Origin of the sequence: Candidatus Pelagisphaera phototrophica (genome assembly GCF_014529625.1) — a bacterium.
GTDB classification, from domain to species: domain Bacteria; phylum Verrucomicrobiota; class Verrucomicrobiia; order Opitutales; family Opitutaceae; genus Pelagisphaera; species Pelagisphaera phototrophica.
On sequence record NZ_CP076039.1, the window covers coordinates 1,492,639 to 1,515,690 of the forward strand.

At 49.2% G+C, this 23,052-nt stretch carries 22 protein-coding genes; 18 read left to right on the forward strand and 4 right to left on the reverse strand.

The window, feature by feature from the left end; genetic code table 11:
- Positions 1-296 precede the first annotated feature (296 nt).
- The 3 genes from GA004_RS06485 to GA004_RS06495 all read left to right on the forward strand — a co-directional run bounded on the left by GA004_RS06485 (position 297) and on the right by GA004_RS06495 (position 3,237).
- A complete protein-coding gene (locus GA004_RS06485; protein ID WP_283396501.1) occupies positions 297-512 on the forward strand; it encodes a GntR family transcriptional regulator in 216 nt (71 codons plus the stop codon).
- A 2-nt stretch (positions 513-514) separates the two neighbouring features.
- Positions 515-1,069: a FadR/GntR family transcriptional regulator gene (locus GA004_RS06490; protein WP_283396502.1), complete on the forward strand. Its 555-nt coding sequence runs from the start codon at positions 515-517 to the stop codon at positions 1,067-1,069.
- 146 nt (positions 1,070-1,215) lie between these two features.
- On the forward strand, positions 1,216-3,237 hold the full coding sequence (locus GA004_RS06495) for a peptidylprolyl isomerase (protein ID WP_283396503.1): 2,022 nt from the start codon (positions 1,216-1,218) through the stop codon (positions 3,235-3,237).
- 27 nt (positions 3,238-3,264) lie between these two features.
- Here the strand turns inward: GA004_RS06495 and GA004_RS06500 are convergent, their stop codons facing one another.
- From GA004_RS06500 to GA004_RS06515, 4 genes are all read right to left on the reverse strand, one after another.
- The gene (locus GA004_RS06500) at positions 3,265-4,158 is read right to left on the reverse strand and encodes a DUF72 domain-containing protein (protein ID WP_283396504.1); all 894 of its coding nucleotides are present in this window, start codon (positions 4,156-4,158) and stop codon (positions 3,265-3,267) included.
- Between the two features lie 30 nt (positions 4,159-4,188).
- Entirely contained in the window at positions 4,189-4,635 is a 447-nt protein-coding gene (gene hisI, locus GA004_RS06505) for a phosphoribosyl-AMP cyclohydrolase (RefSeq protein ID WP_283396505.1), read from the reverse strand.
- A gap of 66 nt (positions 4,636-4,701) precedes the next feature.
- Positions 4,702-5,403 carry an HAD-IA family hydrolase gene (locus GA004_RS06510; protein WP_283396506.1) on the reverse strand — a complete coding sequence of 234 codons (702 nt, stop codon included), beginning with the start codon at positions 5,401-5,403 and terminating at the stop codon, positions 4,702-4,704.
- Positions 5,404-5,405: 2 nt separating this feature from the next.
- Positions 5,406-5,705, reverse strand: coding sequence for a gamma-butyrobetaine hydroxylase-like domain-containing protein (locus GA004_RS06515; RefSeq protein ID WP_283396507.1), 300 nt, complete (start codon positions 5,703-5,705; stop codon positions 5,406-5,408).
- A gap of 255 nt (positions 5,706-5,960) precedes the next feature.
- Here GA004_RS06515 and GA004_RS06520 point away from each other — a divergent pair, with 255 nt between their 5' ends.
- The 15 genes from GA004_RS06520 to GA004_RS06590 all read left to right on the forward strand — a co-directional run bounded on the left by GA004_RS06520 (position 5,961) and on the right by GA004_RS06590 (position 23,009).
- Entirely contained in the window at positions 5,961-6,413 is a 453-nt protein-coding gene (locus GA004_RS06520) for a division/cell wall cluster transcriptional repressor MraZ (RefSeq protein WP_283396508.1), read from the forward strand.
- 114 nt (positions 6,414-6,527) lie between these two features.
- On the forward strand, positions 6,528-6,713 hold the full coding sequence (locus tag GA004_RS06525; protein WP_283396509.1) for a hypothetical protein: 186 nt from the start codon (positions 6,528-6,530) through the stop codon (positions 6,711-6,713).
- Positions 6,694-7,650: a 16S rRNA (cytosine(1402)-N(4))-methyltransferase RsmH gene (rsmH, locus tag GA004_RS06530; protein ID WP_283396510.1), complete on the forward strand. Its 957-nt coding sequence runs from the start codon at positions 6,694-6,696 to the stop codon at positions 7,648-7,650. Before GA004_RS06525 ends, rsmH begins: the two co-directional genes overlap by 20 nt.
- A 239-nt stretch (positions 7,651-7,889) precedes the next feature.
- Complete coding sequence (locus GA004_RS06535) at positions 7,890-8,273, forward strand: hypothetical protein (RefSeq protein WP_283396512.1); 384 nt, start codon at positions 7,890-7,892, stop codon at positions 8,271-8,273.
- A 6-nt stretch (positions 8,274-8,279) separates the two neighbouring features.
- Positions 8,280-10,085, forward strand: a complete 1,806-nt coding sequence (locus GA004_RS06540) for a peptidoglycan D,D-transpeptidase FtsI family protein (RefSeq protein WP_283396513.1) — start codon at positions 8,280-8,282, stop codon at positions 10,083-10,085.
- 37 nt (positions 10,086-10,122) lie between these two features.
- Positions 10,123-11,664: a UDP-N-acetylmuramoyl-L-alanyl-D-glutamate--2,6-diaminopimelate ligase gene (locus GA004_RS06545; RefSeq protein WP_283396514.1), complete on the forward strand. Its 1,542-nt coding sequence runs from the start codon at positions 10,123-10,125 to the stop codon at positions 11,662-11,664.
- Positions 11,651-13,054 (forward strand): UDP-N-acetylmuramoyl-tripeptide--D-alanyl-D-alanine ligase, encoded by a 1,404-nt coding sequence (locus GA004_RS06550; protein WP_283396515.1) that lies wholly within the window; start codon positions 11,651-11,653, stop codon positions 13,052-13,054. The genes GA004_RS06545 and GA004_RS06550 overlap by 14 nt, the downstream gene beginning before the upstream one ends.
- A complete protein-coding gene (gene mraY / locus GA004_RS06555) occupies positions 13,048-14,148 on the forward strand; it encodes a phospho-N-acetylmuramoyl-pentapeptide-transferase (protein WP_283396516.1) in 1,101 nt (366 codons plus the stop codon). Before GA004_RS06550 ends, mraY begins: the two co-directional genes overlap by 7 nt.
- Positions 14,145-15,425 (forward strand): Mur ligase family protein, encoded by a 1,281-nt coding sequence (locus GA004_RS06560; RefSeq protein WP_283396517.1) that lies wholly within the window; start codon positions 14,145-14,147, stop codon positions 15,423-15,425. Before mraY ends, GA004_RS06560 begins: the two co-directional genes overlap by 4 nt.
- A gap of 49 nt (positions 15,426-15,474) precedes the next feature.
- A complete protein-coding gene (locus GA004_RS06565) occupies positions 15,475-16,626 on the forward strand; it encodes a LysM peptidoglycan-binding domain-containing protein (protein ID WP_283396518.1) in 1,152 nt (383 codons plus the stop codon).
- Positions 16,627-16,648: 22 nt separating this feature from the next.
- Positions 16,649-17,812, forward strand: coding sequence for an FtsW/RodA/SpoVE family cell cycle protein (locus tag GA004_RS06570; RefSeq protein WP_283396519.1), 1,164 nt, complete (start codon positions 16,649-16,651; stop codon positions 17,810-17,812).
- Positions 17,813-17,814: 2 nt separating this feature from the next.
- Positions 17,815-18,948: a UDP-N-acetylglucosamine--N-acetylmuramyl-(pentapeptide) pyrophosphoryl-undecaprenol N-acetylglucosamine transferase gene (locus GA004_RS06575; RefSeq protein WP_283396520.1), complete on the forward strand. Its 1,134-nt coding sequence runs from the start codon at positions 17,815-17,817 to the stop codon at positions 18,946-18,948.
- Positions 18,939-21,173, forward strand: a complete 2,235-nt coding sequence (murB, locus tag GA004_RS06580; protein ID WP_283396521.1) for a UDP-N-acetylmuramate dehydrogenase — start codon at positions 18,939-18,941, stop codon at positions 21,171-21,173. The genes GA004_RS06575 and murB overlap by 10 nt, the downstream gene beginning before the upstream one ends.
- A complete protein-coding gene (locus tag GA004_RS06585) occupies positions 21,170-22,102 on the forward strand; it encodes a D-alanine--D-alanine ligase family protein (protein WP_283396522.1) in 933 nt (310 codons plus the stop codon). The genes murB and GA004_RS06585 overlap by 4 nt, the downstream gene beginning before the upstream one ends.
- 1 nt (position 22,103) lies before the next feature.
- Positions 22,104-23,009: a cell division protein FtsQ/DivIB gene (locus GA004_RS06590; RefSeq protein WP_283396523.1), complete on the forward strand. Its 906-nt coding sequence runs from the start codon at positions 22,104-22,106 to the stop codon at positions 23,007-23,009.
- Positions 23,010-23,052 lie beyond the last annotated feature (43 nt).

The window sequence follows — 23,052 nt, forward strand, 5'->3', positions numbered from 1 at the left end:
TTCTATAGCCCGAAAGTCAGAAAGGTTTTCCGGGAAACGTTGATGATTTGGCTTTTGCTTACCTCGCTCTGTAAATCTTGAATTGCCATCGTCCCTCCAACAAGTCGAGCTAAGAGAGATTCCTTAGTCTGACTCCACTCCCTGAACCTAAAAAGTTGAGTCTTTTTGATCGTGTCCCTGAAAAACGTGGCTGAATTTTCGATGAACCCAATCCCTGTGATATGAGTGTCTATGATATGTCTGCTCCTAATTTGATTGAGCATTCCGAACTTCCATTAGATTGATAGTATCATTCGATGAATCAAGTTTTTATGCGAAACCGAATTGCCCATACCTATCCTTCTAGAAGTTTACATGGATCCATTGTCCATGAACTTGGATTCAAGATAGTCTCGGGCGCCCATCCACCCGGATCGACCCTGCCAATCGAGGACGAATTGCGCGAAGAGTTGAAGGTGAGTCGTAACGCACCCGTGAAGCTATCAAAGTTTTATCCGCTAAAGGATTGCTGAAAGTGAAAACCCGTACTGGGACCTGTGTTCAGCCACGCGAGAACTGGCATTTGACAGATCCGGATGTCCTGGCTTGGTCGATGAGTGGTGAGGTTGACCAAAAGGTGATAACGTGGCTGACTGAATTTCGAAAAGCGATTGAACCGGCCGCTGCTGAAATGGCAGCCGAGAGAGCGACCCAAAGTGAGCGGGAAGGCATTCGGCTTTGCATTAAGGAACTGGAAGCTACTTGTGATCAATTTGACGCCGACGAATGTTCGATGGAGACTTGCGTCGATGTGGATATGGCGTTCCACGAGTCGATATTCTCAGCATCGGGCAACCCGTTTTTGAAAACGGTGACGGCTAACATTGGGGCGGCACTGGCCCGGAGTCGTTCAGTGACCGACAGTGTTCCTAGAGCGATGAGACGGTCGCTTTCAGCCCACCGAAAGGTGGCGTTAGCTGTGATTGAAGGAAGGGCGGCTGATGCCAGAACCGCGATGATCGAACTATGCGAGGCGGTCGCGGATGATGTTCAGACTGCGATGGGTGATAATTCAGGAAAGGTGGAGTGACGTTAGGAGAAAATTCCCCCAGAATAAGTCTTTGATCGCTTTTGTCGGGAACATCGGTCTTGTTTTGCCTTCGAATTATGAATCCGTATGGCTTTGAAGACCGTACTGAGACCTAGTCATTACAGATTTCGACTCCCATTAAATACATGAAACTACAGTCCTTTCTGGCTGCCGCGTTGGCAGCTTTCTTATTTTGCTCAAATCTGCATAGCCAAACGCTGCAACTCAAATCGACGAAGGCGATTGAGGACCAGACGGCTCAGATCGGCGGAGATCCTGTGGAGATTGATCTCTCAGAGTTTTTTGAAATCGACGGAGTCACAGGCCAGATCGTTGAAATGAAATTCGACGAAGGGGCCGTGAGTATTGAAATGCTGTCCGATGTCGCTCCACTTAACGTCGAGAATTTCCTCAGCTACGTTGATGACAACACGTTTGATAAAACGGTGATTCACCGGTCAATCGCCGATTTTGTAATTCAAGGGGGAAGTTTTACCGCGACACTCCCGATAGAATCGGTGGTTATCAGAGATCCCGTGGTGAACGAATTCAGCCTGTCGAATCTGAGAGGCACGCTTTCGATGGCGAAACTTCCTGATCAGCCTGATAGCGCTACCAGTGGCTACTTTATTAACATGGCCGATAATTCGAATATCCTGGATACACAAAACGGTGGATTCACCGTTTTCGCCCGCGTCATTGGATCTGGAATGGATATTGCGGATGCGATTCATGCGATTCCGACCTATACGCTTACGTTGGATAATAGCGGATACCCTTACGATGACTTTCCATTGGGAGGTAACGCAAGTGATGATATTACCGTTGATTTCATGGTTGAACTAGAGACCGCCAGACGCGTGACGGCGCTGCCAAATTCTGACGGTAGTCCCTCTATGGTATCCTTCGCGGCTACCAGTTCCGCTCCAGAAATCGCTGACGCCTCTTTCGATGGGTCAATGCTCTTTGTTGCGCCGGGCGGAGCAGGTTTGGGATCCACAACGATCGTGGTTACAGCTACAGATACAAACGGGAACGAAGTTTCAGACGAGTTTGTGGTCGAAGTGCAACCGGTCGCTCCTTTCTTTAAGTCCCAGCCGATGCCAAGAGCGGTAGAGGTTGGACGGCCTGTTACTATTTCAGCTGAAGTGGAGTCTGTTTTGGCCGCTACCTACCATTGGAATCTAGACGGTTCTCCCATTACTGGAGCGACTGAGCCGACTTACTCAATCGCTTCTTTCTCGAATTCGGATGCGGGAGAATACACGCTTAGTGTCACCAACTCTGAGGGAACGAGTGTTTCTTCCCCGGCGTTGCTAATTGCAATTGAGGCATCCGCTCGCCTGATCAATATTTCGACTCGAGGAATCGCTCGCTCCGGTGAGTCGGCCATGATTGTTGGCTACTTTCTAAGTGGCGTATCCGGTGAAAAGGAGATGATCATTCGCGCGATTGGACCGGACTTGCTTAATCGGGAGGTTGAAGGCGCTATGCTGGATCCACAGATACGGCTGCTATCTATTGGTGGAGATAGTGTTGATTTGAGCAACGATAATTGGGGGACGGGCAACGACCTAGATTATTTAGCAGAATTGATGCCGAGATCAGGAGCTTCGGCGGTAGCGGAAGGAAGCAAGGATTCCGTGATTGTTGGCTCGTTTCCAGTTTCTGGTTACACTGCAATTGTAGGACCTAATATTGGAGAAGCAGATGGCATCGTTTTAGCGGAAGCGTTTGATGCGGATGAGGATCGGCTGAATAGTGATGTCCGTTTAGTGAATATAGCAACCCGCGCGGAAGTAGGTATTGGAGAGAATGTATTGATTGCTGGGTTTTGGGTATTAGGAGGAGAGAAGGCGAATCTCCTCGTGAGAGCGCTTGGACCGGAACTATTGGATCGAGATGTACAAAACGCGATTTCGGATATTCAACTAATCGTAGTAGACGGTGTTGGAAACATCGTGGGCGAGTCCGATGACTGGGGAGATTCCTTGTACAAGGATACTCTGATTCGCGAAATGATCGGAGCCGGTGCGGAAGTGCCCAACGAAGGCAGCAAAGACGCGGCAACGATTTTGACTCTTGATCCGGGAGGATACTCGGTGGTCGTTAGTGGAGTCGGCGGCGAAACAGGAGTTGGCCTCGTTGAAGTATTCGAAATTCGCTAGCTAAATTAGCGGCGAATTGTCTAGCCATCAAAAAAAGTCGAGCTGCTTCTGGATCTCAACCGCTTTCTTCGAATCGCTGGCGAAATTTGAAAATGGCTCTAGAAGTGGATTGAGCTTTTTAAGTTGCTCGTGAAGTGCCCTAGCCAGGTAGGGGGCATTGGCTTCGTTCGGGCAGTGAGTAAAAATAAATGGCCTCTTCCCGTCTAGTATCCACTTATTGATGATAGGAGCCCATTCCTTTAGCCACGGTTGGTTTGAGGATGGGTCGTTCTTGCCGACCAGTCTCAGAAAGGGATGTTGGCCTAGCGCTGATTTTCGCACAGGAGTTTGCGGTTTTCTGGATTGCGCCGCTGCCTCATCTTTGTCTGCAGGTTCGCTGGCAAAAAGGGGGCGACTATCGAATACAACCTTGTTCATGCCGAGCCGTTGGAGCAAATCGTTCAGCATTTGCTCGTTTTCCGACTTATCGTACCAGGTGACATGCCGAGGTTCGACAGCGTATTGAAAATTCGATGGCAATGATTCTAGATAGCTTTCGAGGACCTTGAAGCTATTGCTGTTGAATGAAGGAGGAAGTTGGAGGAAACTCGGCCCGAGTCGCTTTCCATGATCGAGAACTTCGAGCACTTTGAGAAAAGAATTCGTTTCATCCTTCGCGTCCACAAGTCGACGCTCATGCGAAATAGCCTTCGGAAATTTCGGACAGAACTGAAACCCGGGCCCGGTTTCAGCCATCCATCGCTCAAGGTTGCTTGAAGGAGGGAGGGCGTAAAAAACAGAGTTCGCCTCTACAGTATTGAAAATCTTGGCATATTCCCGCAGCGATTCGTTCGGTTCAACATTCCGATCGAAAACGGACCCAAACCAGTCGCGGCAGGTCCAGACGGGACAGCCAATGTGGTAGGATACGGGAGCAGTCATGTTGGTCGACCGAATAGCGTGTCTAGAATCTCAGCCTTTGCCGTAGACTTTGTCCGGGTCAAATAGAGGTTCACCCCCGTCGTAGACAAGCTCGTTCGAATCGGCTTCCAGCTTTCGATAGAAGCAAGACTTGTATCCGTTGTGACAGGATGCTCCTTTTTCCCCAATGTCTGCTTTGCAAAGAATGACATCCTGGTCGCAATCGGTGCGAAGCTCTCGAAGCTTTTGAACCTGGCCCGAGGATTCGCCTTTCACCCAGATTGTTCCGCGCGACCGACTAAAATAGGTGACCTTCCCCGTTTCGATGGTGAGCTCGAGTGCTTCCTTGTTCATGAAGGCGAACATAAGAACTTGGTTGGTATGCACATCGGTCGTAATGCAAGGGATCAACCCATTCTCGTCGAATTTTGGCTGAAGTGCTAAACCTTTTTCGATTTCTTCCTTGGAAGACCTTTCGTGTAGACAGCTCTGTGACATAGTCGGAAGAATGAATCGAAGAGAATCTTCACTGTAAAGCCAATGATGCGAATTGGCGCTTAAGTTTTAGGCGAATTCAAATCTGTCGCATAGCTCACCCAAACGGGATACCGTATTGGCGTCCTCCGCCGTAGATCCATTCGCACATGCAAAATGAGCGGCCATCCAGCCAGCATTTCGGGCTCCGAGAACATCCTGATTGTAGTGGTCTCCTACGTGGAGAATATTGCCTGGCTTAATGCTTAGAGAGTTGGCCGCAAAATCAAAAATGCCTCGGTCTGGTTTTTCGGATCCGATCTCGCACGAAATGAAGAGGTAGGAAAATCGGTCCTGTAACCCGTGGTCGAGGAGAACGGATCGAACGCGTGCGTCCCAATTCGTTAGCAACACGAATGGGGTTCCCTGGCCGTCTAGAAAGTCGAAGATATCGAATGCCCCTTCGTTTAGTCTCCATCGGCTTCCTTTAGCAAACTCCTGCCATAGCTCTGCGAATACGGTCTCGAAATTATCGGGCAGCGAAGTTAGCCGCCGGATTGATTCTGCAACCACCGTTTTCCAATAGGCACGTTCACGAATTTCAGGTTCGAGGATGGAGGGGTCTTTTTTGACCTTTTTGAACGAAGCTTGGAAGGCCTGCTCCAATTGGTGGGAATCGAGCACTAGCTCGTGTGCCGCGAGCACCTCTTGGTAAATTACTCCGACCGAAGGCTTGGGAAAAAGGAGTGTTCCCGCGGCGTCGAACGAAATCGCTTCAACGAGGTTGGACACGATCAAAGTTCCCCCAATTTTCGTAGCAGGTCGTAGGAGTAGATTCCGGTGTTGTGCCCGTCGGAGAAATGAAATCGAAAGGCGTAGCTGCCAACCGGAGTCCACGATTCGATTTCGACTTGCGAGTGGTCCTTCCCTGCCTCGCCGCCATATTGCGTGCCAAAGATGTCCTTTTCCCCAGACACTGAAGCGCTGGGAGAATTGGCCCGGAGTTTAGGCGAGTCGATGTAGCTCTCTTTGCCATCTTCCCAAGCGATCGCTAGTTCGGAACCAATCAGCTGCATGTTTTTTGGTGGAATCATTTTCAGGAAACTAAGACTTGAATTTAGATTTTCAATGCCGGGCTTGATATCGTAACGCGGAAATTAGGGACTAATTCCTTTGATCCCCTCTAGATTCCGCGGTTTGGAAACCGGGCGGTAAAAAGCCCGCTAAACGAAGCCCCGTTCGAAAAATGTTCATACTTAAGATGGGTCAAGGTGGCGAAATATTTTGACAAGGTGGGGAGAAATGGGGAGTTTTGGGGGAATTATTTAGGAACCTCATAAAATTCACCCATGTCATCCCACACCAGAACGATCTACGTTGGCCAACACCAGCGTAACTTGGATTCGAAGAGTCGCTTAGCGATTCCTTCGAAGTGGCGATTTGATGGAGATTCAGATGATGGATATTTGGCACTGCCTGATCCCAGTGGTTGCATTCTGGTACTTCCGCCGCAGCAGGCGGCGAAGCTGTACGATAAAATTGAAGCGCAGCAGCTAAGTGACGAGGACGCTCAGGAGTTGCAGGATAAAGTATTTTCACAAGCTACTTTTTTTAGCTGTGACAAGCAAGGCCGGATCAATTTGCCGGAGGATCTCCTATTACACTCTGGAATTGAAAAAGAGGCGATCCTTGTAGGGCGTATGGTTAACTTCCGAATTTGGAGCCCTGAAAGATGGGCGAACATCGATCCCAAATCGAACAATGAAGATTTGGGCAAACTAATGAAGCGAGCTAACTGGTAGAGGAGGGGTCCACGCATGATAAAGAGACGAAACTCAATAATTTTATCGATCTTCGGATTTACTTCCGACCGCCTAAGTCGAGGTGATGGGATAGGTCGACTCCAGCTTTTTGGAATGAGTGGGACCTTCGGCCACGGAGTTGAGCACCACCGCGACAATTGGGAGATTGGTGATCCGGCTCCTGACAAAGTGACGGTTCGTAAGAGCATGAAAGACCTGGCCAACCAACGGAGGTCCGAAGCGAGCGATCGAATTACTGAGCAGAGGGAAAAAGGCTTCTATGATTTCAAATTTAGATAGCTTCCTTTCAAACGCGCCGATGGAGGGTCACGTTCCAGTACTTTCGCAAGAAACGCTGACTTTTCTCGATCCCAAAGGCGGAGGGGTCTATCTGGACTGCACCTTCGGTGGTGGAGGCCACACGCGGATGATCCTAGAAGCGGCCGACACAAGCGTTGTTGCTCTGGATCAAGACCCGCAAGCAATCGAGCGAGCGGATCAATTTACTCAAGAATTTGGCGACCGATTTCAGTTTCGCCGCATGAATTTCGCAAATCTGGAGAATTTAGAAGAGGGGCCCTTCGACGGCATCCTATTTGACTTTGGAGTCTCCTCTTTTCAACTCGATCAGTTAGATCGTGGCTTTTCCTTTAGAGGAGAAGCTCCCCTTGATATGCGAATGAATCCCGAAACGGGGATTTCAGCTGCTGACTGGCTCGCGTCTGCGAGTCGGCGAGAGCTGATACAAGCAATCCGCGCTTACGGAGAAGAAAAAAACTGGCGGCGCATCGTCGACGCTATCATCGAAGCCAGGACCCAGTCACCACTCAAAGCCACCCAAGACCTGTCGGAACTTATCCTATCCTGCACTCCGGCAAGGCTGCGTTTTGCTTCGAAAATCCATCCCGCTACGAAAACCTTCCAAGGGATTCGAATAGCGGTTAATAACGAGATCGATGTCATCGAAGTCGGACTCCCAGCTGCGTTCAAGCGGTTAAAGCCAAACGGCAGATTGTGTGTGATTAGCTTTCATTCGTTGGAAGATCGAATCGCAAAGAATCTGTTTCGGCGATGGGCGGGACGACCGGAGCCGGGAGATAATCGGCCCCAAGACATGCGTGAAGTAAAGGCGGAGTTGCTTACCCGCCGCCCAGCAGTAGCCGGTGATGCGGAAGTCGCGGTAAATTCGCGGAGTAGATCCGCGAAACTCAGAGTGCTAAGGAAGGCGGAGTCGTGAGGCATAATAACCACCAACACAATAAGGAGTAGCAGGATAATGAATAACAGTATTACACTTAAAGAAGCGCTGAATCGTCAATTCGTGGCCTTGACCATACATTTGCCATTGGAAAGTGGCGCATTTGAATACAAAAGAAGCGAGGCAATCGGCTCGAATAAACCATCAATTTCGTTCAAGTCATTCGATAGAGCGTATCCGGTGTTTCAGGATTCGTCTTCGTCGACTTTGGAAGCCAGATGAATCGGAAATCAAATAATTCCCGCAAGGCTAATCGAATTCTGAATCGCCTGATTCTTTATTCCTTGACCTCACTAGCCCTCGTCGGAGGGTTCGGCGTTTTGACCGTTTGGATGCGGCACCAGACGTCGCAAACGGCGAACCGGCTTCACGCGATCGAGCAAAAGATTGTAGAAGAGCGTCGATCGCTTTCCCAATTAGATGTCCAACTGGCGATAGCGATGTCGACAGATCGGCTCATGGACTTGAATCGAAAACTCAATCTGGATCTTCGGGAACCCGTTTATACTCAGATTGTACACGTAACGGAGAACGTTGAATCGCGGTTGTACGAAAAGAGCGCGAATAGCGTTTTCACCGCATCCCTTTCTACAGGTAATTAGTGGCTAATGGCGAAGAGCTTTGCTCCAAGAATAAGATTCTGGACGCTCGCTTTGTGTATGCTTTTTGGATACGGGGCGATAGGGTATCGCCTAGTCAAATTGCACGTAGTTGATGCCCCTCGACTGACCAAGGAATTGCAAAACAGCCGGTATCGGGTGATTCCTCTAAATTCGAGAAGAGGGGATATTTTCACCTATGATCTCAATGGTGGAAAGGAATTGTTTGCTACCAGTCAAACGCTGCTGGAAGTAGGAATTGACCCTACACTGTTGCAGGAAAAGGACTTGGGTAAGCTTTCCAAGCTAAGTCTGCTGCTGGGGAAGGAACTATGGGATGTAGAAAAAGGGTTCGGCGTAGTTGAAAACCGATTGCCTGAGAGTCAAAAATCTGGTCGAGAAAGATGGCGGTTATTGGCGAGGAGGATTGACGAAGCAACCTACCAGAAAATCGTAGATTTAGAGATCTCCGGGTTGTATGGAACGCGGAAATACGAGCGGGTATATCCTAAGAAATCGCTAGCTTCCCATGTGGTCGGACTCGTTCGGCGGGATGGCGAATCCGTATTCGGGATAGAGAAAGAGTTTGATTTCTACCTGAGTGGGCAGCGTGGCTGGCGTGAGTCAGAAGTTACGGCAGGCCAGGAAATGGCGCAATTTAGAAGACGTTATGTCCCAGCGAGGGACGGTATGAGCCTGGCCTTGTCGATTGACTCGTATGTGCAGCACCAGATCGAGGCGGAACTCTATCTAATAGCGCAAGAGTACCAGCCAGAATCAGCGTGTATCATTGTTTCCGATCCGTATAGCGGATTCCTGTTAGGTCTCGCAAATTACCCGACGTTTGATCCTAACCACTACACAAAATTCGATCAATCGAACCATAAGAATCGAGCGATGACTGATCCGATCGAACCAGGTTCAACCTTTAAGATCGTTGCCGCGAGCGCTGCTTTGGAGGAGAACGTGGTAGATATTCAATCGGAGTTTGACTGTTCGCTTCCGACACTGAGGATGCCAAATGGGTATGTCGCAAAACTGCCAAAAGACTGGAAGACTTTTGGGGTTCTCTCGGTCGAGGGAATCGTTACCTATTCGTCGAATCGCGGGGCTGCCCACTTAGGAACGCTTGTGGGCTCAGAAAAGTTCTACGAGTATGTAAGAAGATTTGGATTTGGCGAAAAGACAGGCCTGGACATTGGAATTGAATCCAGAGGGATTCTTCACCCCGTTCGGAATTGGGATGGGCTGACGCTTTCACGAATGACGATGGGCCACGCCATATCGGCGACACCCTTGCAGATTCATTACGCTATGGCGTCGGTGGCAAATGGAGGTTTGCTAATGCGTTCTCAAGTGGTTTCCCGGATATTGGATACTGAAAACAAGGAGGCGGTGACCTATGGCCCGATGGTGAAGCGCCGCGTCATTTCAAGTGAAACGGCCAAGACCCTGTCTCAGCTTCTCGTTAAGACCGCTTCCCCTGGAGGGACGGCCCATGGGGCGTTTATTTCGGGCTATCGTGTTGCCGGGAAAACGGGTACCGCGCAAAAGATCGTTGATGGGCGGTACTCTTCCCATCATCACGTCGGCTCATTTTCCGGATTTTTCCCTGCAGATGACCCCAGTGTGGTAATTACTGTGATTGTTGACGGATCAAGGACCGACATGCCGGTGTCAGGAAGTGGAACGGCTGTGCCCTCTTTCAGGCGCATATCAGAGAAGCTGATTCCCTACTATGCGATATCACCTAGAGAAGAGAGCTCAGCCTTTGCGCTGAGTGGGAGACCAACTTCGGTGGAAACAAGCAATTGATTCTAGGGAGATGGGCAAATTGAGAAGCCGACCGACAATGGAACAATATAAGATTGGGTGTCGAATGGAAAGACTGAAGAAAATGAGTGGCAGCGGGAAGAGCCTAAGTAAGTTGATAAAGAAAAGTGGGGCCAAATTAAAGCGCGGTTCTCCTGACCCTATTGTGACTCGACTGGTGATCGACAGTAGACGTGTTACGCCTGGGAGCCTGTTTTTCGCTCTTCCTGGACTCAGGCAGGATGGCAGCGCGTTTATTGACGAGGCTCTTCGAAGAGGGGCTGTCGGTGTCGTCTCGAGCGAGCCTCGACGGTTCGGGAATTCGAAAGCGGTATTTGTCCAAGCGGATGATCCGCGTCTGACTTTAGCAAAGGTAGCGAGGCGTTTTTTTGGCAAGCCTGACAAGGATATCGATTTATTTGGAATAACGGCTACGAATGGGAAAACTACGGTATCCTATTTGGCGAAACACTTCCTTTCCCTCGATGGCGTAAAAACGGGATGCCTGGGGACTATTGGGTATGACCTGGTCGATCGAGTCCTCCCTTCGTTTCGAACAACTCCCGAGGCACATGAGTTGTGCGAACTGCTTTCGCAGATGAGGGATTTCGGCTGTACCCGTGCCGTCATGGAAGTCAGCTCGCATGGAATCGACCAACTCAGGATAGCAGAGCTGAAATTTAAAGTAGGGGTCTTTCTGAATCTGACTCGTGACCATTTAGACTATCATGGGGACATGGAGAACTATTTCGCGGTCAAAAGACGCTTCATTGATGGAGAGATTGGCACTGTACCCAAAAAATTAGTATTGAACGTAGATGACACTTATGGTCGTCGTCTAGCGGACGAGCATAAAGAGGAGTCCACTATTACTTTTGGCACATCCAAACAGGCACGGCTTAGGGCTACGGATATTGAATTAGCTCCGGACGGAGCGACTTTCACGCTGGAATGGGACGGCAAACGGTATCTCGTCAACTCGCCTCTTATCGGGCTATACAATGTGAGCAATACCTTGGCCGCTCTTTCAATGGCTGTTCTAGGAGACGTTCCGGTCGAGAAATGTATTGGTAGTTTGAATTCGTTTGGAGGAATTCCGGGAAGAATGGAACGCGTCATTACCGGGCAGCCTTTTGAAGTTGTAGTGGACTATGCTCATACTGGAAATGCCTTGGAAAACGCCTTGAAAATGCTTCAAGAGATCACTCCTGGAAAGGTAAAAGTCGTCTTTGGATGTGGCGGAGATCGCGATCGTGGAAAACGGGTCGAGATGACGAAAGTTTCCACGGAATTGGCAGACTATTGCTGGGCCACAACCGATAATCCGCGTTCGGAGGTGCAAGAGCAAATATTTGATGATATGCGGGAAGGGATATCGGATCACTCGAAGATTGAATTTGTATTGGATCGTAGAAGGGCAATCGAATTGGCTCTGAAAAGCGCTGATCCGGGAGATTGTGTTTTGATTGCGGGAAAGGGACATGAGCCTTTTCAGGAATACGGTGACACCGTGGTTCCTTTCGATGACAGAAAGGTTGCAAGGGAGTTGTTGGAGTCGATGAAATTGGGTGGACGAATCTGAAATGGTAGGATTGGACGGAAGCGATCTCTTGAGATGGAGTAACGGAGAGTGGTTGGGCGAACCGCCTTTAAAGTCCATCAAAGGATTTGCGTACGATACGAGACTTTTGAAAAAAGGAGATCTTTTTGTAGCTTTTAAAACGAACCAAAGAGATGGGCATGATTTTCTTGCAGATGCGCGGGCTAAGGGTGCAATAGGGGCAATCGTTCAGAAAAAAATGGAGTTCAGCAGACGCTTTCCCTTGTTGTGCGTAGACGACACATTAAAGGCTTTTCAGGCGATTGCTCAAGGATTTCGCGAAACGTGGAATTTCCCTGTGGTGGCGATTACGGGAAGCTGTGGCAAAACAACTACTAAGGAACTGCTTTGCCATTTGCTGGGAGGATTTCCTGTGGCCCAAGGAACCAGAGGCAATCTCAACAATTTGATTGGAGTGCCGTCTACCCTGCTTGAAATCAACTCAAATGAATGTCGCTTTGCCGTTATTGAGGCAGGGATAAGCGAGCGAGGGGAAATGAAGACTCTCGTGGATACAATCAATCCCGATCGAGTGATTTTTACTGCGATTGGGCCTTCTCATTTGGAGGGGCTCGGCTCAGTGGAAGGTGTTGCGAGAGAGAAGGGTATACTTGCGCGTAAGGCCAGGACGAAAACGGTTTACCTCGGAGAGACCTGTCGACTGTATCGGGAACACTTGAATGCCGAAGAAGGTATTTTCGTCTTAGAATCAGAATCGTCAGTTGGCCCATCGGGATGGAATTATCAAATCGAGAACGTAGGATCCGGTATGCGATTGAGTTTTGGACACAGGGATGAATCCTACTTTGTAGAGGGAACAGGACGAGGATTGGCATCGAATGCCGCTCTGGCCATTGCGGTTTCTAGGAGTTTTGATGTTTCTCCCGAAAGTGTCCAGGAGCGATTGGCAAAATGGAAGCCTAGCGGGATGAGAGGCGAGTGGATCGAAGTAGGGGAATCCCGAGTGTATTTGGATTGCTACAACGCCAATCCATTGTCCATGCTCGATTCCCTCAATAATTTCAGAACCCTTGCGGAACCAGCTGAAAATAGGCTGTATGTCATCGGCAGTATGGAAGAATTGGGTTCCGAGTCAGAAGAATGGCATAAGCGGCTTGGTTCCGAGCTTTGCTTGAGACCGCGTGACAGGGCCTATCTAATTGGGAAGGGATCGGACTGGGTTTTAGAGGGAATTCAAGTTTCCAATAGGTCGAGGGGACACGTAGAAAAACTCGAAAGCCTAGAAACATTGAAGCGAGTTCTGGCAGAATTTGAAGGAGATGTCTTTTTGAAAGGAAGCCGCAAATATCGACTTGAGACAGTGATGGAGTACCTTCCAAAAATAGCTGTCGATGAAAGGACTCCATGCTAAGCTACCTATCCCAGTACGAGGAAGTTTTTGGTCCTCTGCGACTCTTGCGGTTTCTGACCCTGCGAATGCTATTTGCAGCGGGGACAGCGTTATTTATTGGATACATCTTAGGGCCTTGGTTGATCGGACTTTTGGGAAGGCTTAGTTTTCAGCAAAGCTTTCGCGATGAATCAGAGGTGGGAAAGCTGGCAGAGTTGCATTTGGGCAAGAAGAACACGCCGACTATGGGGGGACTTCTGATATTCGTCTCGGTCAGCGTGAGCGTTTTGCTATGGGCCCAATTTAATGTTTGGACTCTGACAGCTCTCTTCGTCTACACCAGTTTAACGTCGCTAGGCTTCCTCGATGACTACCTGAAGGTTTCGAAGCGCAACAGCAAAGGGTTCCCGTCGAGAGGGAAACTGATTTGGCAAGGCCTGACCGCTGCCGCTACCTTAGTTATTCTCCTTAACAACCCGATGAGTGTGGACAAAGTTCAGGAGCTTTGGCTGCCATTCGTTAAGAATGCGGTGATGACTCAGATGCCCTTGTGGGCATTGTTCGGGTTTCTGTTTCTGGTTCTAGTTGGGGCGAGCAATGCCATAAACGTTACTGACGGAGTAGACGGATTGGCGATAGGGTGCACTATTACAGTGGCTATTGTCTACTCGATTATGGCGTATGCAGCAGGCAATTTCATCATTTCAGAATACCTGCTTATCTCTCATGTGCCTGGGGTGGGCGAATTGGGTATCATTTGTGCTGCGATTGTAGGGGGCGGATTGGCTTTTCTTTGGTACAATGCCCATCCCGCTGAGATATTCATGGGGGATACGGGATCGCTGGCTTTAGGAGGATTAGTCGGTGTGATCGCATTTATGACTCATCAAGCGGTAACTCTCATACTTGTTGGGGGTATTTTCGTTATGGAGACGGTGTCTGTCATCCTGCAGGTAATGTCATTCAAGAGTACCGGGAAACGGATTTTTAGAATGGCTCCCATTCATCACCATTTTGAGCTTAAAGGCTGGGCTGAAACTAAGGTGGTAATCCGGTTTTGGATACTTTCTCTAATTTTCGCGTTTGCAGGTTTGGCGACTTTGAAAATCCGATGAGTCTACTGACCGCACAGCTCCCTGAATGGCTTGAGACCTGTCTAGATTCGCAGGTGGCTATTTTAGGCTCGGGCAAAAGTGGGATAGGAGTGAAAGCCCTGATCGAGAAATTGGGAGGGAATGCTCTCCTCTATGATGAAGGAGAGCATGTGGGAGAAGAGAGACTGTTTGACGATTCTTCGGCTACAGCTGCCGGTTTAGTTGTTTGTAGTCCCGGGTTTCAACGTGATCACGTGTGGATCGAGCGAGCGCGACAGAATGGCTGCCGCGTAATTCCCGAGTTTGACCTGGGAGCGTCGCTCTGGCAGGGCCCATTGATTGCGGTGACGGGAACGAACGGTAAAACGACACTGACCTCATTCTTGCAAGAGGCATTCTCCCATACGGGGATTGAATCCTTTGCGGTTGGCAATATTGGAAAGCCGCTCTGCGGACTGTTGGCGGAGGATTGCAATCCAGAGGCAATTGCGGTTTGTGAGATCAGTTCTTTCCAGTCTGAGCAGATCGGAGAGTTGAAGGCGGATCATGTGCTATGGACCAATTTCGACCAAGATCACCTGGATCGACATGGTTCGATGCCAGCGTACTTCAGGAGTAAATACAGACTGGTTGCCAACGCCAGGAACGATTCGCTGTTTGTGGATTCCTCGGTTTATGACTATGGATTTGGAATCGGGCTGGATCTGCCTAAAGCGGCAATCGTTACATCGAATCATAGTGCAGCGGAATTGGGTTTGAGAGGTAGCGTTTTTGAGACTGAACCCGAGAAAAGCACCTACTTGATGGCGCGCGCATTGTGGTTATCCCTTGAGCTTGATGAGAGTTTGCTTGTAGAGGCAGCCCACCTTTTTGAGAAGGCGCCGCACCGGATGCAATACTTGGGTGAGAAGGAGGGAATTCGTTTTTGGGACGATTCCAAAGCGACGAATTTTCATGCGGTTTTGGGTGGTTTGAAACGTTTTGAGAAGCCGGTTGTTTGGCTGGGAGGGGGCGAGAGCAAAGGTGGTGACATCGAGGATTTTGCCAGACGCATTGCACCCAAGTTAAAATACGCCTCGCTCATTGGAAAGACGGCGATCCAATTGAGCAAAGCGTTGAACCGTGATCGCATCGAAACAACTATTCACGATTCTTTGGAGGAAGCGGTCTCAAAGGCGTTTGCAACTGCCGCGCTCGAAGATAATATCGTCTTTAGCCCTGGCTTTGCGAGTTTCGATATGTTTGAAAATTACGTACAAAGAGGTGAGGCGTTTCGAAAGGCTATTGACTGTTTATAAGGAGAGAGGAGCATAAGAAATGTTAGGACCTGGTGAGAAAGAGATTAAGATGAAATTATTGCGAATCGGAGTCATTGCGGGGGCCCATGTGATCGTTATCGCGATCCTCTACTTGATGAGTGGGTTTGGAAACAGTGGATTGAAAGACAGTAGAGTGTCGGCAGCCGGCGCCAACGGTATAGTAAATTGGTCTAGCGAAGATCCGAATGCTCTTGCTCCCACCGTTAGCGGCACTGGTTTTGATTCGAAAGCCAGTGAATTGACCGGGTTCAATGCGGGTGATGGAAGCTCTGTCAATCGGGCAACGCTTCCCGAGATCTCAAGTAAGCAGAGATTCGAGCCGAGACGTCCGGGGGGATCGGAAAAAGCCAGTCCCCCAGCATCGACTCCTTCGAGAGGAAATGTTGATAGTGGTGTTCTAACGCCTATAGGTCGTAGTCCTGCAGAAGGAAGTGGGGCGGGACAGCCGCAAAACATAATAGCCCCAAGCAGCACGTCGCAGTTTATCCGATATGCAGTGCGAAGTGGGGACAGTATTTGGGGAATAACGCAGAAGTTTGGCGTTTCACAAAGCCAGCTCCAGTTCATGAATCCAGGATTGACAGTAAATATTCAGCCAGGACAAGTTCTCAATGTTCCTAGGTCGGGTCAGGCTCCTGAACCGATAAGTGGTTCAGCCCAACCGGCATCGGTTGTCGATGGGAGTATTTACGTGGTGAAAAGCGGCGATGCTCTTTCCCGGATTGCTGCGAACCAGGGAGTTACGTTGAGCGCGCTTCGAGCAGCTAACAACTTGAGCGGCGACTTGATCAGAGTGGGTCAAAAACTCGTAATCCCAAATGGACGCAAGTCGAGTATTGCTTCAAGCCCCTTGAGGAAGCAGGGGCTCCAGATCGTGGTTGCACCAGGTGACACCGTGTCTTCGATTGCCATCGGGTACAATGTTTCGGCCAAAGACCTGATTCTGCATAATGACATTCAAAACCCAGCCCGAATTAATCCCGGGCAAACGCTTTTCATCCCAAGTAGCCTTTCTAACAGGCCTCGTTCATCGCCGCCTCCGGTTGTTGTCGAAAAGAGAGACCCTGTGCCTACGCTAAGTATAATACCAGAAGATGCGCCGCTGATTCTTCCTGATGAAGACGACTTCCTTCAGGACGAAGGTTGGATTGAGCAACCAGTTATCCAAATAGAGAATTAACGGTATCCGGTTTTATTGGTATATGGCGAAGCGGAAGACGAAAGCGGTCCATACTGGGCATCATGGGGTTCTAAATCCTGCTGTTGCGATCGTTGTGTGCGTCTTCGCTTTGGCGATGCTTGGTGTGTCCGTTTTGTTTAGCGCGAGTCTTCCGATCGATATTAATAACCCCTATCAGATAATTGAGAAACAAATGATGTGGATGGGCATCACTTTCGTAGCTGGACTGATGGTTCTGAAAATTAATCTAGAATGGGCTCGGAAATTTGTTTGGGTGGGATATGCGATCTGCGTAGTGGGGCTCGTACTCGTTTTGATTCCCGGCATTGGATCGGTTATCAATGGTAGTCGGAGCTGGTTTCGCTTCGGGCCTTTCGGCTTGCAGATTGCAGAGTTCGCGAAAATCGGATTAATCTTTTTTCTGGCTCACTACTTCAGCTTGATACGGAAGGATTCGGGCACTTTTTGGAAGGGGTTTGTGGTTCCGTGTTTGGCGATTGGCCTCATTGTTGGATTGATCATGATGCAAACCGATCTTGGTACCGCTCTGATTATATCGATGGTTAGCTTTTGTGTATTGTACCTCGCGGGCACAAATGTATTTTATCTTGTAGGGTCAGCGATCGCTGGTACGATCCCTGTTCTCATTCTCATCTCGAAAGATCCTGAGCGACTCAGTCGCCTAACTGCGTTTATGGATATGGAGGGAAATAAATCAGGTGATGCCTACCAGGTTTGGCAGGCCATTCTGGCATTTGGGGCCGGAGGGATTGATGGGGTTGGATCGGGAAATGGAAGACAGCAACTGAAGTCGCTACCTGAAGCGCATACGGATTTCATTTTCGCGATAGTCGGCGAAGAGCTGGGCCTAATAGCTACGATGGCTGTGGTGCTCGTTTTTATGGTAATGTTTTTGGCTGGGGTGAGTCATATTAGAAAGGCCCCTAATGCTTATCAGTTCTTGTTAGCGTCAGGATGCCTCCTCACCATTAGTATCCAAGCTCTGGTGAATTTGGGGGTGGTTACGGGCTCCTTGCCCACTACAGGGCTTCCCCTGCCATTTATAAGCTACGGAGGATCCAATTTTCTAGTAATGGGTTTGTGCGTAGCGTTGATTTTGAATACAAGTTTAGCGTGGAAATCCCCAGCGTTGAATGATTCCAAGAGAAAACTCAAAGAAATCTGAGAATGAGACGAGCTCTGATCGCATGTGGCGGAACAGGTGGGCACTTGGCGCCTGGAATCGCTCTCGCTGAGGAGCTGTCGTCTCGCGGTTGGGAATGTAAATTGCTAATTAGCGGCAAGCAGGTAGATTCGATACTCGTTCAGAAGTACACCCAATTTAAGTATGAAGCTATCGCTGGTAGTGGGCTGAGTTTTCATCCCGTCAAACTTTTCCGATTTCTGAGGGATTTGCTAAACGGTTATCGATCTTGTGGTCGAATCATTCGGTCGAGCGGTCCGGAGCTTGTGGTTGGCTTTGGAGGTTTTATATCCGCGTCTGCTCTTTTGGCGGGTGCCCGCAATGGAGTTCCGGTTGCGATTCATGAGGCAAATCAGATTCCCGGTAGGGTGACTCGCCTCACGAGTCGATTTGCGAGTCGTGTGTACCTCCCAAATGGAGCAGTTCTGAAAGAAGCGAAGAAAGACTGTATACGAAATGTTGGGATGCCACTTCGCACGGAATTTGAACGTCGCTCGAAGGGTGAAGCCAAGCGTGTTTTGGGATTTGATCCTGATAAAAAATTGTTGCTCGTTTTTGGAGGGAGCCAGGGAGCGCTGGCTCTGAATGAGTGGGCGAAACAACACTCGAGAATTTTGAACGAAAACCAAATCCAGTTACTATGTCTAACGGGTATGTCTGGTGGTTGTTCAGAAAGCGCAACAATCGATTCGGATGAGGCAGCTCAATCAAAGACGATCTTCATGGAATTTAGCGAACAAATGGCAATATTGCTATCGGCTGCGGACTTGGCGATTTCCAGAGCGGGTGCAGGCAGCATTGCTGAACTTATTCGATGTCGAGTACCCGCAATATTGGTCCCGTATCCGTATGCGGCAGACAATCACCAGCTTTTCAATGCACAGAGATTTGTAACTCAAGGAGGCGGGGTTTTATGTCAGCAAGAAGAAATCAAGAGTCTCCTGAATATCGCACTGGATATGATTTCTAGTGACGAAAAACGTAATCGATTAACGGAGAATCTTGAAGCTATGGACCAATCGAGCTCCCAATCTGAAATTGCTGACGATCTGGAGCGTTTGGCCACAATAACTAAAGACGGGCAGAAGGAGGCCCTTGAAGTAACCCAATGCCAGTAAAACGTTCTTCGGAAATTCGAAGAATTCACCTGATTGGAGTTTCAGGAGCTGGAATGCTGCCTTTGTCCATTTGCCTTAAACAAGCGGGCGTGAATGTCAGCGGCGAGGATAACCGGATGACCTCGGAGGCGAAGGAAGCTCTGGAGCGTTATCAAATTCCTATCCTGTCCGCCTCTGATATCAAAAATAGTGAGGTGCTGGTTGTTTATTCATCCGTGATTGGAGATTCACACCCTTCTAGGGTGGAATCGAGTCGTCGCGGCTGGAAACAGATTCAGCGAGGTTTATGTCTGGCGGACGTTGTCAAAGGAAAGAGGCTAATTGCGGTCGCAGGTTCCCATGGTAAAACTTCTACAACCGGGATATTGATAGATCTTTTCGAGTCTATTGGCGAAGAGCCCAGCTATGCGATGGGGGGGCGCTTCGCTTCGAAAAGAGACCCCGGAAGATGGACACAATCAGAATGGATGATCGTCGAACTGGACGAAAGCGATGGAACGATCGAGGAATTTAGTCCTGAAATTTCAATCATTCTAAACGCAGATCATGATCACCATTCAAAATATGCGACCGAAACAGAATACCTAGACATTTTCAGGCGATTGGGACTCAGGACAACAGGGCACGTTGTATTGAACGAAGTTCTACGCGGTTCAGTAGACGAGCAGTTGGCACAGGATCTAGTCGTGTATGCTAAGGTCGAAAATTCGGAACGAGTGGCGACGAATCAACTGGGCGACTTCAGCAGGAATAATCAGCAAATGGCCTTAGCCGCAATGGAAGTGGCGGGACTCAAAAAGCCAGATGTGGCGAAGGTACGCTTTACGCCGATCAAGCGACGTCAGTCGTGTCTCTATTTTTCACCTACATTGAACGTTATTGAAGACTATGCTCACCACCCTGTGGAGATAGCTGCGATTAGGGAAGGTCTGGCGTCAGTGTTTTCAAGGAAGACGATTGCCGTTTTCCAGCCTCACCGCTACTCGAGAACGCTTTCGCTTAAAGGAGAGTTGGCTGCCGAGTTGTCGCGCTTCGACTACGTACATCTTTTAGAGGTGTACGAGGCATCAGAGGATCCAATCGAAGGGGGTAGTGGGCGTGATTTGTACGATGCTTGCAAAAATCGCTTCGAGCACTGCGAATTCCACTCTGATGAGGGCGCGTTGCTCCGCGCTCTTGAGTCAAAAATCGTTGAGAGTAATCTCTTGAACGTAGTTTTTTTGGGAGCCGGAAAAACAGACATTCTGGCACGCCAATTTGTCCAAAATCTCTTTGCGAAAGATTTGCGTTGGGGAGTGCTGTATTCAGAAATATCGAGCGTGCTTGATTATGGATCCAAAATTCGTTCTCAAGAACCTCTAAGCAACAAGACAACCCTTAGACTTGGGGGGACGGCGGAATTGTATTTTGAGCCAGCGTCTGGACCCGAACTGGCGACGGCCCTGCGAGTTTGCCATGAAAGCGGAATTCCGGTTTATCCGCTGGGTCGAGGGTCCAACCTCATAGTGCCTGATAGTGGCGTGTCAGGATTGGTGATTCGTCTTTCCCATAACCACTGGAGGCGTTTTGAGATTCTATCGGAAGGCGAAATCCGAGTGGGAGCCGGAATGAGAATTAAGGAACTTTGCGGTATCGCCTGTCGTGAAGGTCTCGAAGGGTTCGAGTTCTTGGAAGGAATTCCTGGAAGCGTCGGTGGTGCCCTACGAATGAATGCGGGAGCAATGGGTGGATGGATGTTCGATGTCGTTAAGAGCGTCCGATTTGTCAACCTTGATGGAACCTTGGTCGAAGCAAATGTGAAGGAGCTGAGTGTTGGCTACCGCCATTGTCGAGAACTTGAGAGAGCGATTGCCCTGGATGCTATTTTGGTCGCCAGTGCCGTTGGGCAAAAGGAAGTGGAATTGCGCAAGGCGATCGATGTCTACCAGTCGAAGCGTAAAGAATCCCAGCCAAGGGAACCGAGTGCTGGTTGCATTTTCAAAAATCCCGAAGGAGCCTCCGCGGGGCAGCTCATTGATGAGCTCGGTCTAAAAGGATCTGCAATCGGAGGCGCTGAAATCAGTCCGGTTCACGGAAATTTTATCGTAAATCGGGGCGGTGCAACGAGCGAGGATGTGATCGAGCTGGTGCGATTGGTGATAAGGGTCGCAAAATCGCGAAGATCCATAGACCTCGAACCCGAGGCTTTGCTTTACGGCAGTGAATGGAAGGATGCGCTGTCATGAAAAACGAGCCAGTAGTGGCTGTGGTTTGCGGAGGAACGTCCGCGGAGCGGGAAATTTCATTAAGTTCAGGCCTGGCAGTTGCTGAAGCGTTTGGGTCGCTCTTCGAGGTGGAGCGAATCGAGCTGTCAGAGGAGTCTGTCCCCGTACAACTGAATAAGAAGCGACATGTGGTGTTTTCCACCCTCCATGGAACGTTCGGAGAAGATGGTGCTTTTCAGTCTTTGTTGGAGGTAGAGGGAATCGAATATGCGGGATGCGATGTGCGGAGCAGCCAGCTCACTTTCGACAAGGTGAAGACAAAGTCAGTGCTGAGTGATGTTGGGATTCCGGTTGCAGACCAAATAGCCTTTCATCGCCATTCGCCCCCGGATCCGGGAGAAGCGATTGAAAAATTGGGGCCGGCAGTCGTTCTGAAACCGGTGAAGCAAGGAAGCAGCATAGGGCTCGGTTTTGCGAATTCGGTCGAGGAGCTGGAAAGTTTGCTTTCCGATCTCAAGTTTGATGACTGGATGCTGGAAAGTATGATCGTAGGGAAAGAGCTTTCGGTAGGCGTGCTGGACGGGAAAGCGACCGAAATCGTCGAGATTCGACCCAGATCGGGGCAATACGACTACGAGAGCAAGTATACAAAGGGGTTGACCGAGTTTGTTGTACCGGCGCCACTTTCGGCAGAGCTGGAATGTGAGATAAAAGAGATCGCAGAGCGAACGTTTGAGGCCTGCGGCTGTAGGGATTATGCTAGGGTAGACCTGATGTTCAGCCAATCAAATTACCCATTTGTTCTGGAGGTGAACACCCTTCCGGGGATGAAGGAAACGAGTCTTCTTCCCATGTCAGCAGCAGCGGCGGGGATAAATTTCAAAGCTCTGTTAAAAAAATTAGTAGAGCCTGCGTTCTTGAGATTTTATTCTAAGTATTCAGTCTGCTGATATGTCTGGAAGAAAACCGTCGAAAAATGCGAGCAAATCCAGGTCTTGGAAAGATATCGACCAAGACGTTAAGACGAAGAGCATGAGCTCAGCTGCTCTTAAGAGAGCGATTTTCTCTCGTTGCCGTAAATTTGCCTTCTATTCGATTCTCGTAATAGCCCTAGTGGGAGGGGCAAAATTATTTCTCATGACGGAAGGCGTTTCCACCGCGCTGACGAGAGCGGGAAAGTCGCTTCCAATAAAGAGTATCGAAATTGAGAGTGACGCTCTGTCCCGTGAATGGGTACTTAACTATCTTGGCCTAGATGGTTATGAAACGCCGAATTTGCTCGGTTTAGATTTGGGCAGTTTGAAGGAGAGACTGGAACTTCAGGCACAAGTTTCTTCCGTCAAGATAGCCCGCCAGCTTCCGGATACGCTCTACATTGCTATTCAGGAAAGAGAGCCAATTGCCAAAGTGCTTGCGGAGGACGTTGAGCGTGGAAGAATTACGCTTCTTGTCGATCGAACGGGAGTCATCTATGAGGGGATCGGCTACGATTCGAAGCGGATTAGCCTATTGCCTTTTCTGGACGGGATTCGATTGAAGCGAAACGAGGGTCAGTACGAGGCGATCACAGGTATGGAACATGTGGGCAAGCTTTTGTCTGAAGCCTTTGAAATCGCTCCACACATTTACCGATCTTGGAAAGTCGTTTCGCTAGAAGCGCTTCCGAAGTTGATTGTGAAAAGCAATTTTGCCAAAGAAATCATCTTTGAACCGGTTTTAACGGACTACCGGCGCCAATTGGCTGAGTTGGATTACATAATTGATTACCACAAGAGTCATTCCTACAAGAGCATCGCCAAAGTGGACTTGACGATGAATTCACAGGTTCCGGTCACAAACGTGGCAATGACTCGTTAGAGTATCGAACTAGATACTACATAAATTTAAATCGCTTCCGAAC

What these genes read in the sequence shown, in the direction of transcription:
- GA004_RS06590 (WP_283396523.1), top strand. Translation starts at nt 22,104, where the DNA reads ATGTCTGGAAGAAAACCGTCGAAAAATGCGAGCAAATCCAGGTCTTGG.
- hisI (WP_283396505.1), bottom strand. Translation starts at nt 4,635, where the DNA reads ATGTCACAGAGCTGTCTACACGAAAGGTCTTCCAAGGAAGAAATCGAA.
- GA004_RS06570 (WP_283396519.1), top strand. Translation starts at nt 16,649, where the DNA reads ATGGCGAAGCGGAAGACGAAAGCGGTCCATACTGGGCATCATGGGGTT.
- GA004_RS06545 (WP_283396514.1), top strand. Translation starts at nt 10,123, where the DNA reads ATGGAACAATATAAGATTGGGTGTCGAATGGAAAGACTGAAGAAAATG.
- GA004_RS06495 (WP_283396503.1), top strand. Translation starts at nt 1,216, where the DNA reads ATGAAACTACAGTCCTTTCTGGCTGCCGCGTTGGCAGCTTTCTTATTT.
- GA004_RS06560 (WP_283396517.1), top strand. Translation starts at nt 14,145, where the DNA reads ATGAGTCTACTGACCGCACAGCTCCCTGAATGGCTTGAGACCTGTCTA.
- GA004_RS06525 (WP_283396509.1), top strand. Translation starts at nt 6,528, where the DNA reads ATGAGTGGGACCTTCGGCCACGGAGTTGAGCACCACCGCGACAATTGG.
- GA004_RS06565 (WP_283396518.1), top strand. Translation starts at nt 15,475, where the DNA reads ATGAAATTATTGCGAATCGGAGTCATTGCGGGGGCCCATGTGATCGTT.
- mraY (WP_283396516.1), top strand. Translation starts at nt 13,048, where the DNA reads ATGCTAAGCTACCTATCCCAGTACGAGGAAGTTTTTGGTCCTCTGCGA.
- GA004_RS06485 (WP_283396501.1), top strand. Translation starts at nt 297, where the DNA reads ATGAATCAAGTTTTTATGCGAAACCGAATTGCCCATACCTATCCTTCT.
- GA004_RS06535 (WP_283396512.1), top strand. Translation starts at nt 7,890, where the DNA reads ATGAATCGGAAATCAAATAATTCCCGCAAGGCTAATCGAATTCTGAAT.
- GA004_RS06585 (WP_283396522.1), top strand. Translation starts at nt 21,170, where the DNA reads ATGAAAAACGAGCCAGTAGTGGCTGTGGTTTGCGGAGGAACGTCCGCG.
- GA004_RS06520 (WP_283396508.1), top strand. Translation starts at nt 5,961, where the DNA reads ATGTCATCCCACACCAGAACGATCTACGTTGGCCAACACCAGCGTAAC.
- murB (WP_283396521.1), top strand. Translation starts at nt 18,939, where the DNA reads ATGCCAGTAAAACGTTCTTCGGAAATTCGAAGAATTCACCTGATTGGA.
- GA004_RS06515 (WP_283396507.1), bottom strand. Translation starts at nt 5,705, where the DNA reads ATGATTCCACCAAAAAACATGCAGCTGATTGGTTCCGAACTAGCGATC.
- GA004_RS06575 (WP_283396520.1), top strand. Translation starts at nt 17,815, where the DNA reads ATGAGACGAGCTCTGATCGCATGTGGCGGAACAGGTGGGCACTTGGCG.
- rsmH (WP_283396510.1), top strand. Translation starts at nt 6,694, where the DNA reads ATGATTTCAAATTTAGATAGCTTCCTTTCAAACGCGCCGATGGAGGGT.
- GA004_RS06500 (WP_283396504.1), bottom strand. Translation starts at nt 4,158, where the DNA reads ATGACTGCTCCCGTATCCTACCACATTGGCTGTCCCGTCTGGACCTGC.
- GA004_RS06540 (WP_283396513.1), top strand. Translation starts at nt 8,280, where the DNA reads ATGGCGAAGAGCTTTGCTCCAAGAATAAGATTCTGGACGCTCGCTTTG.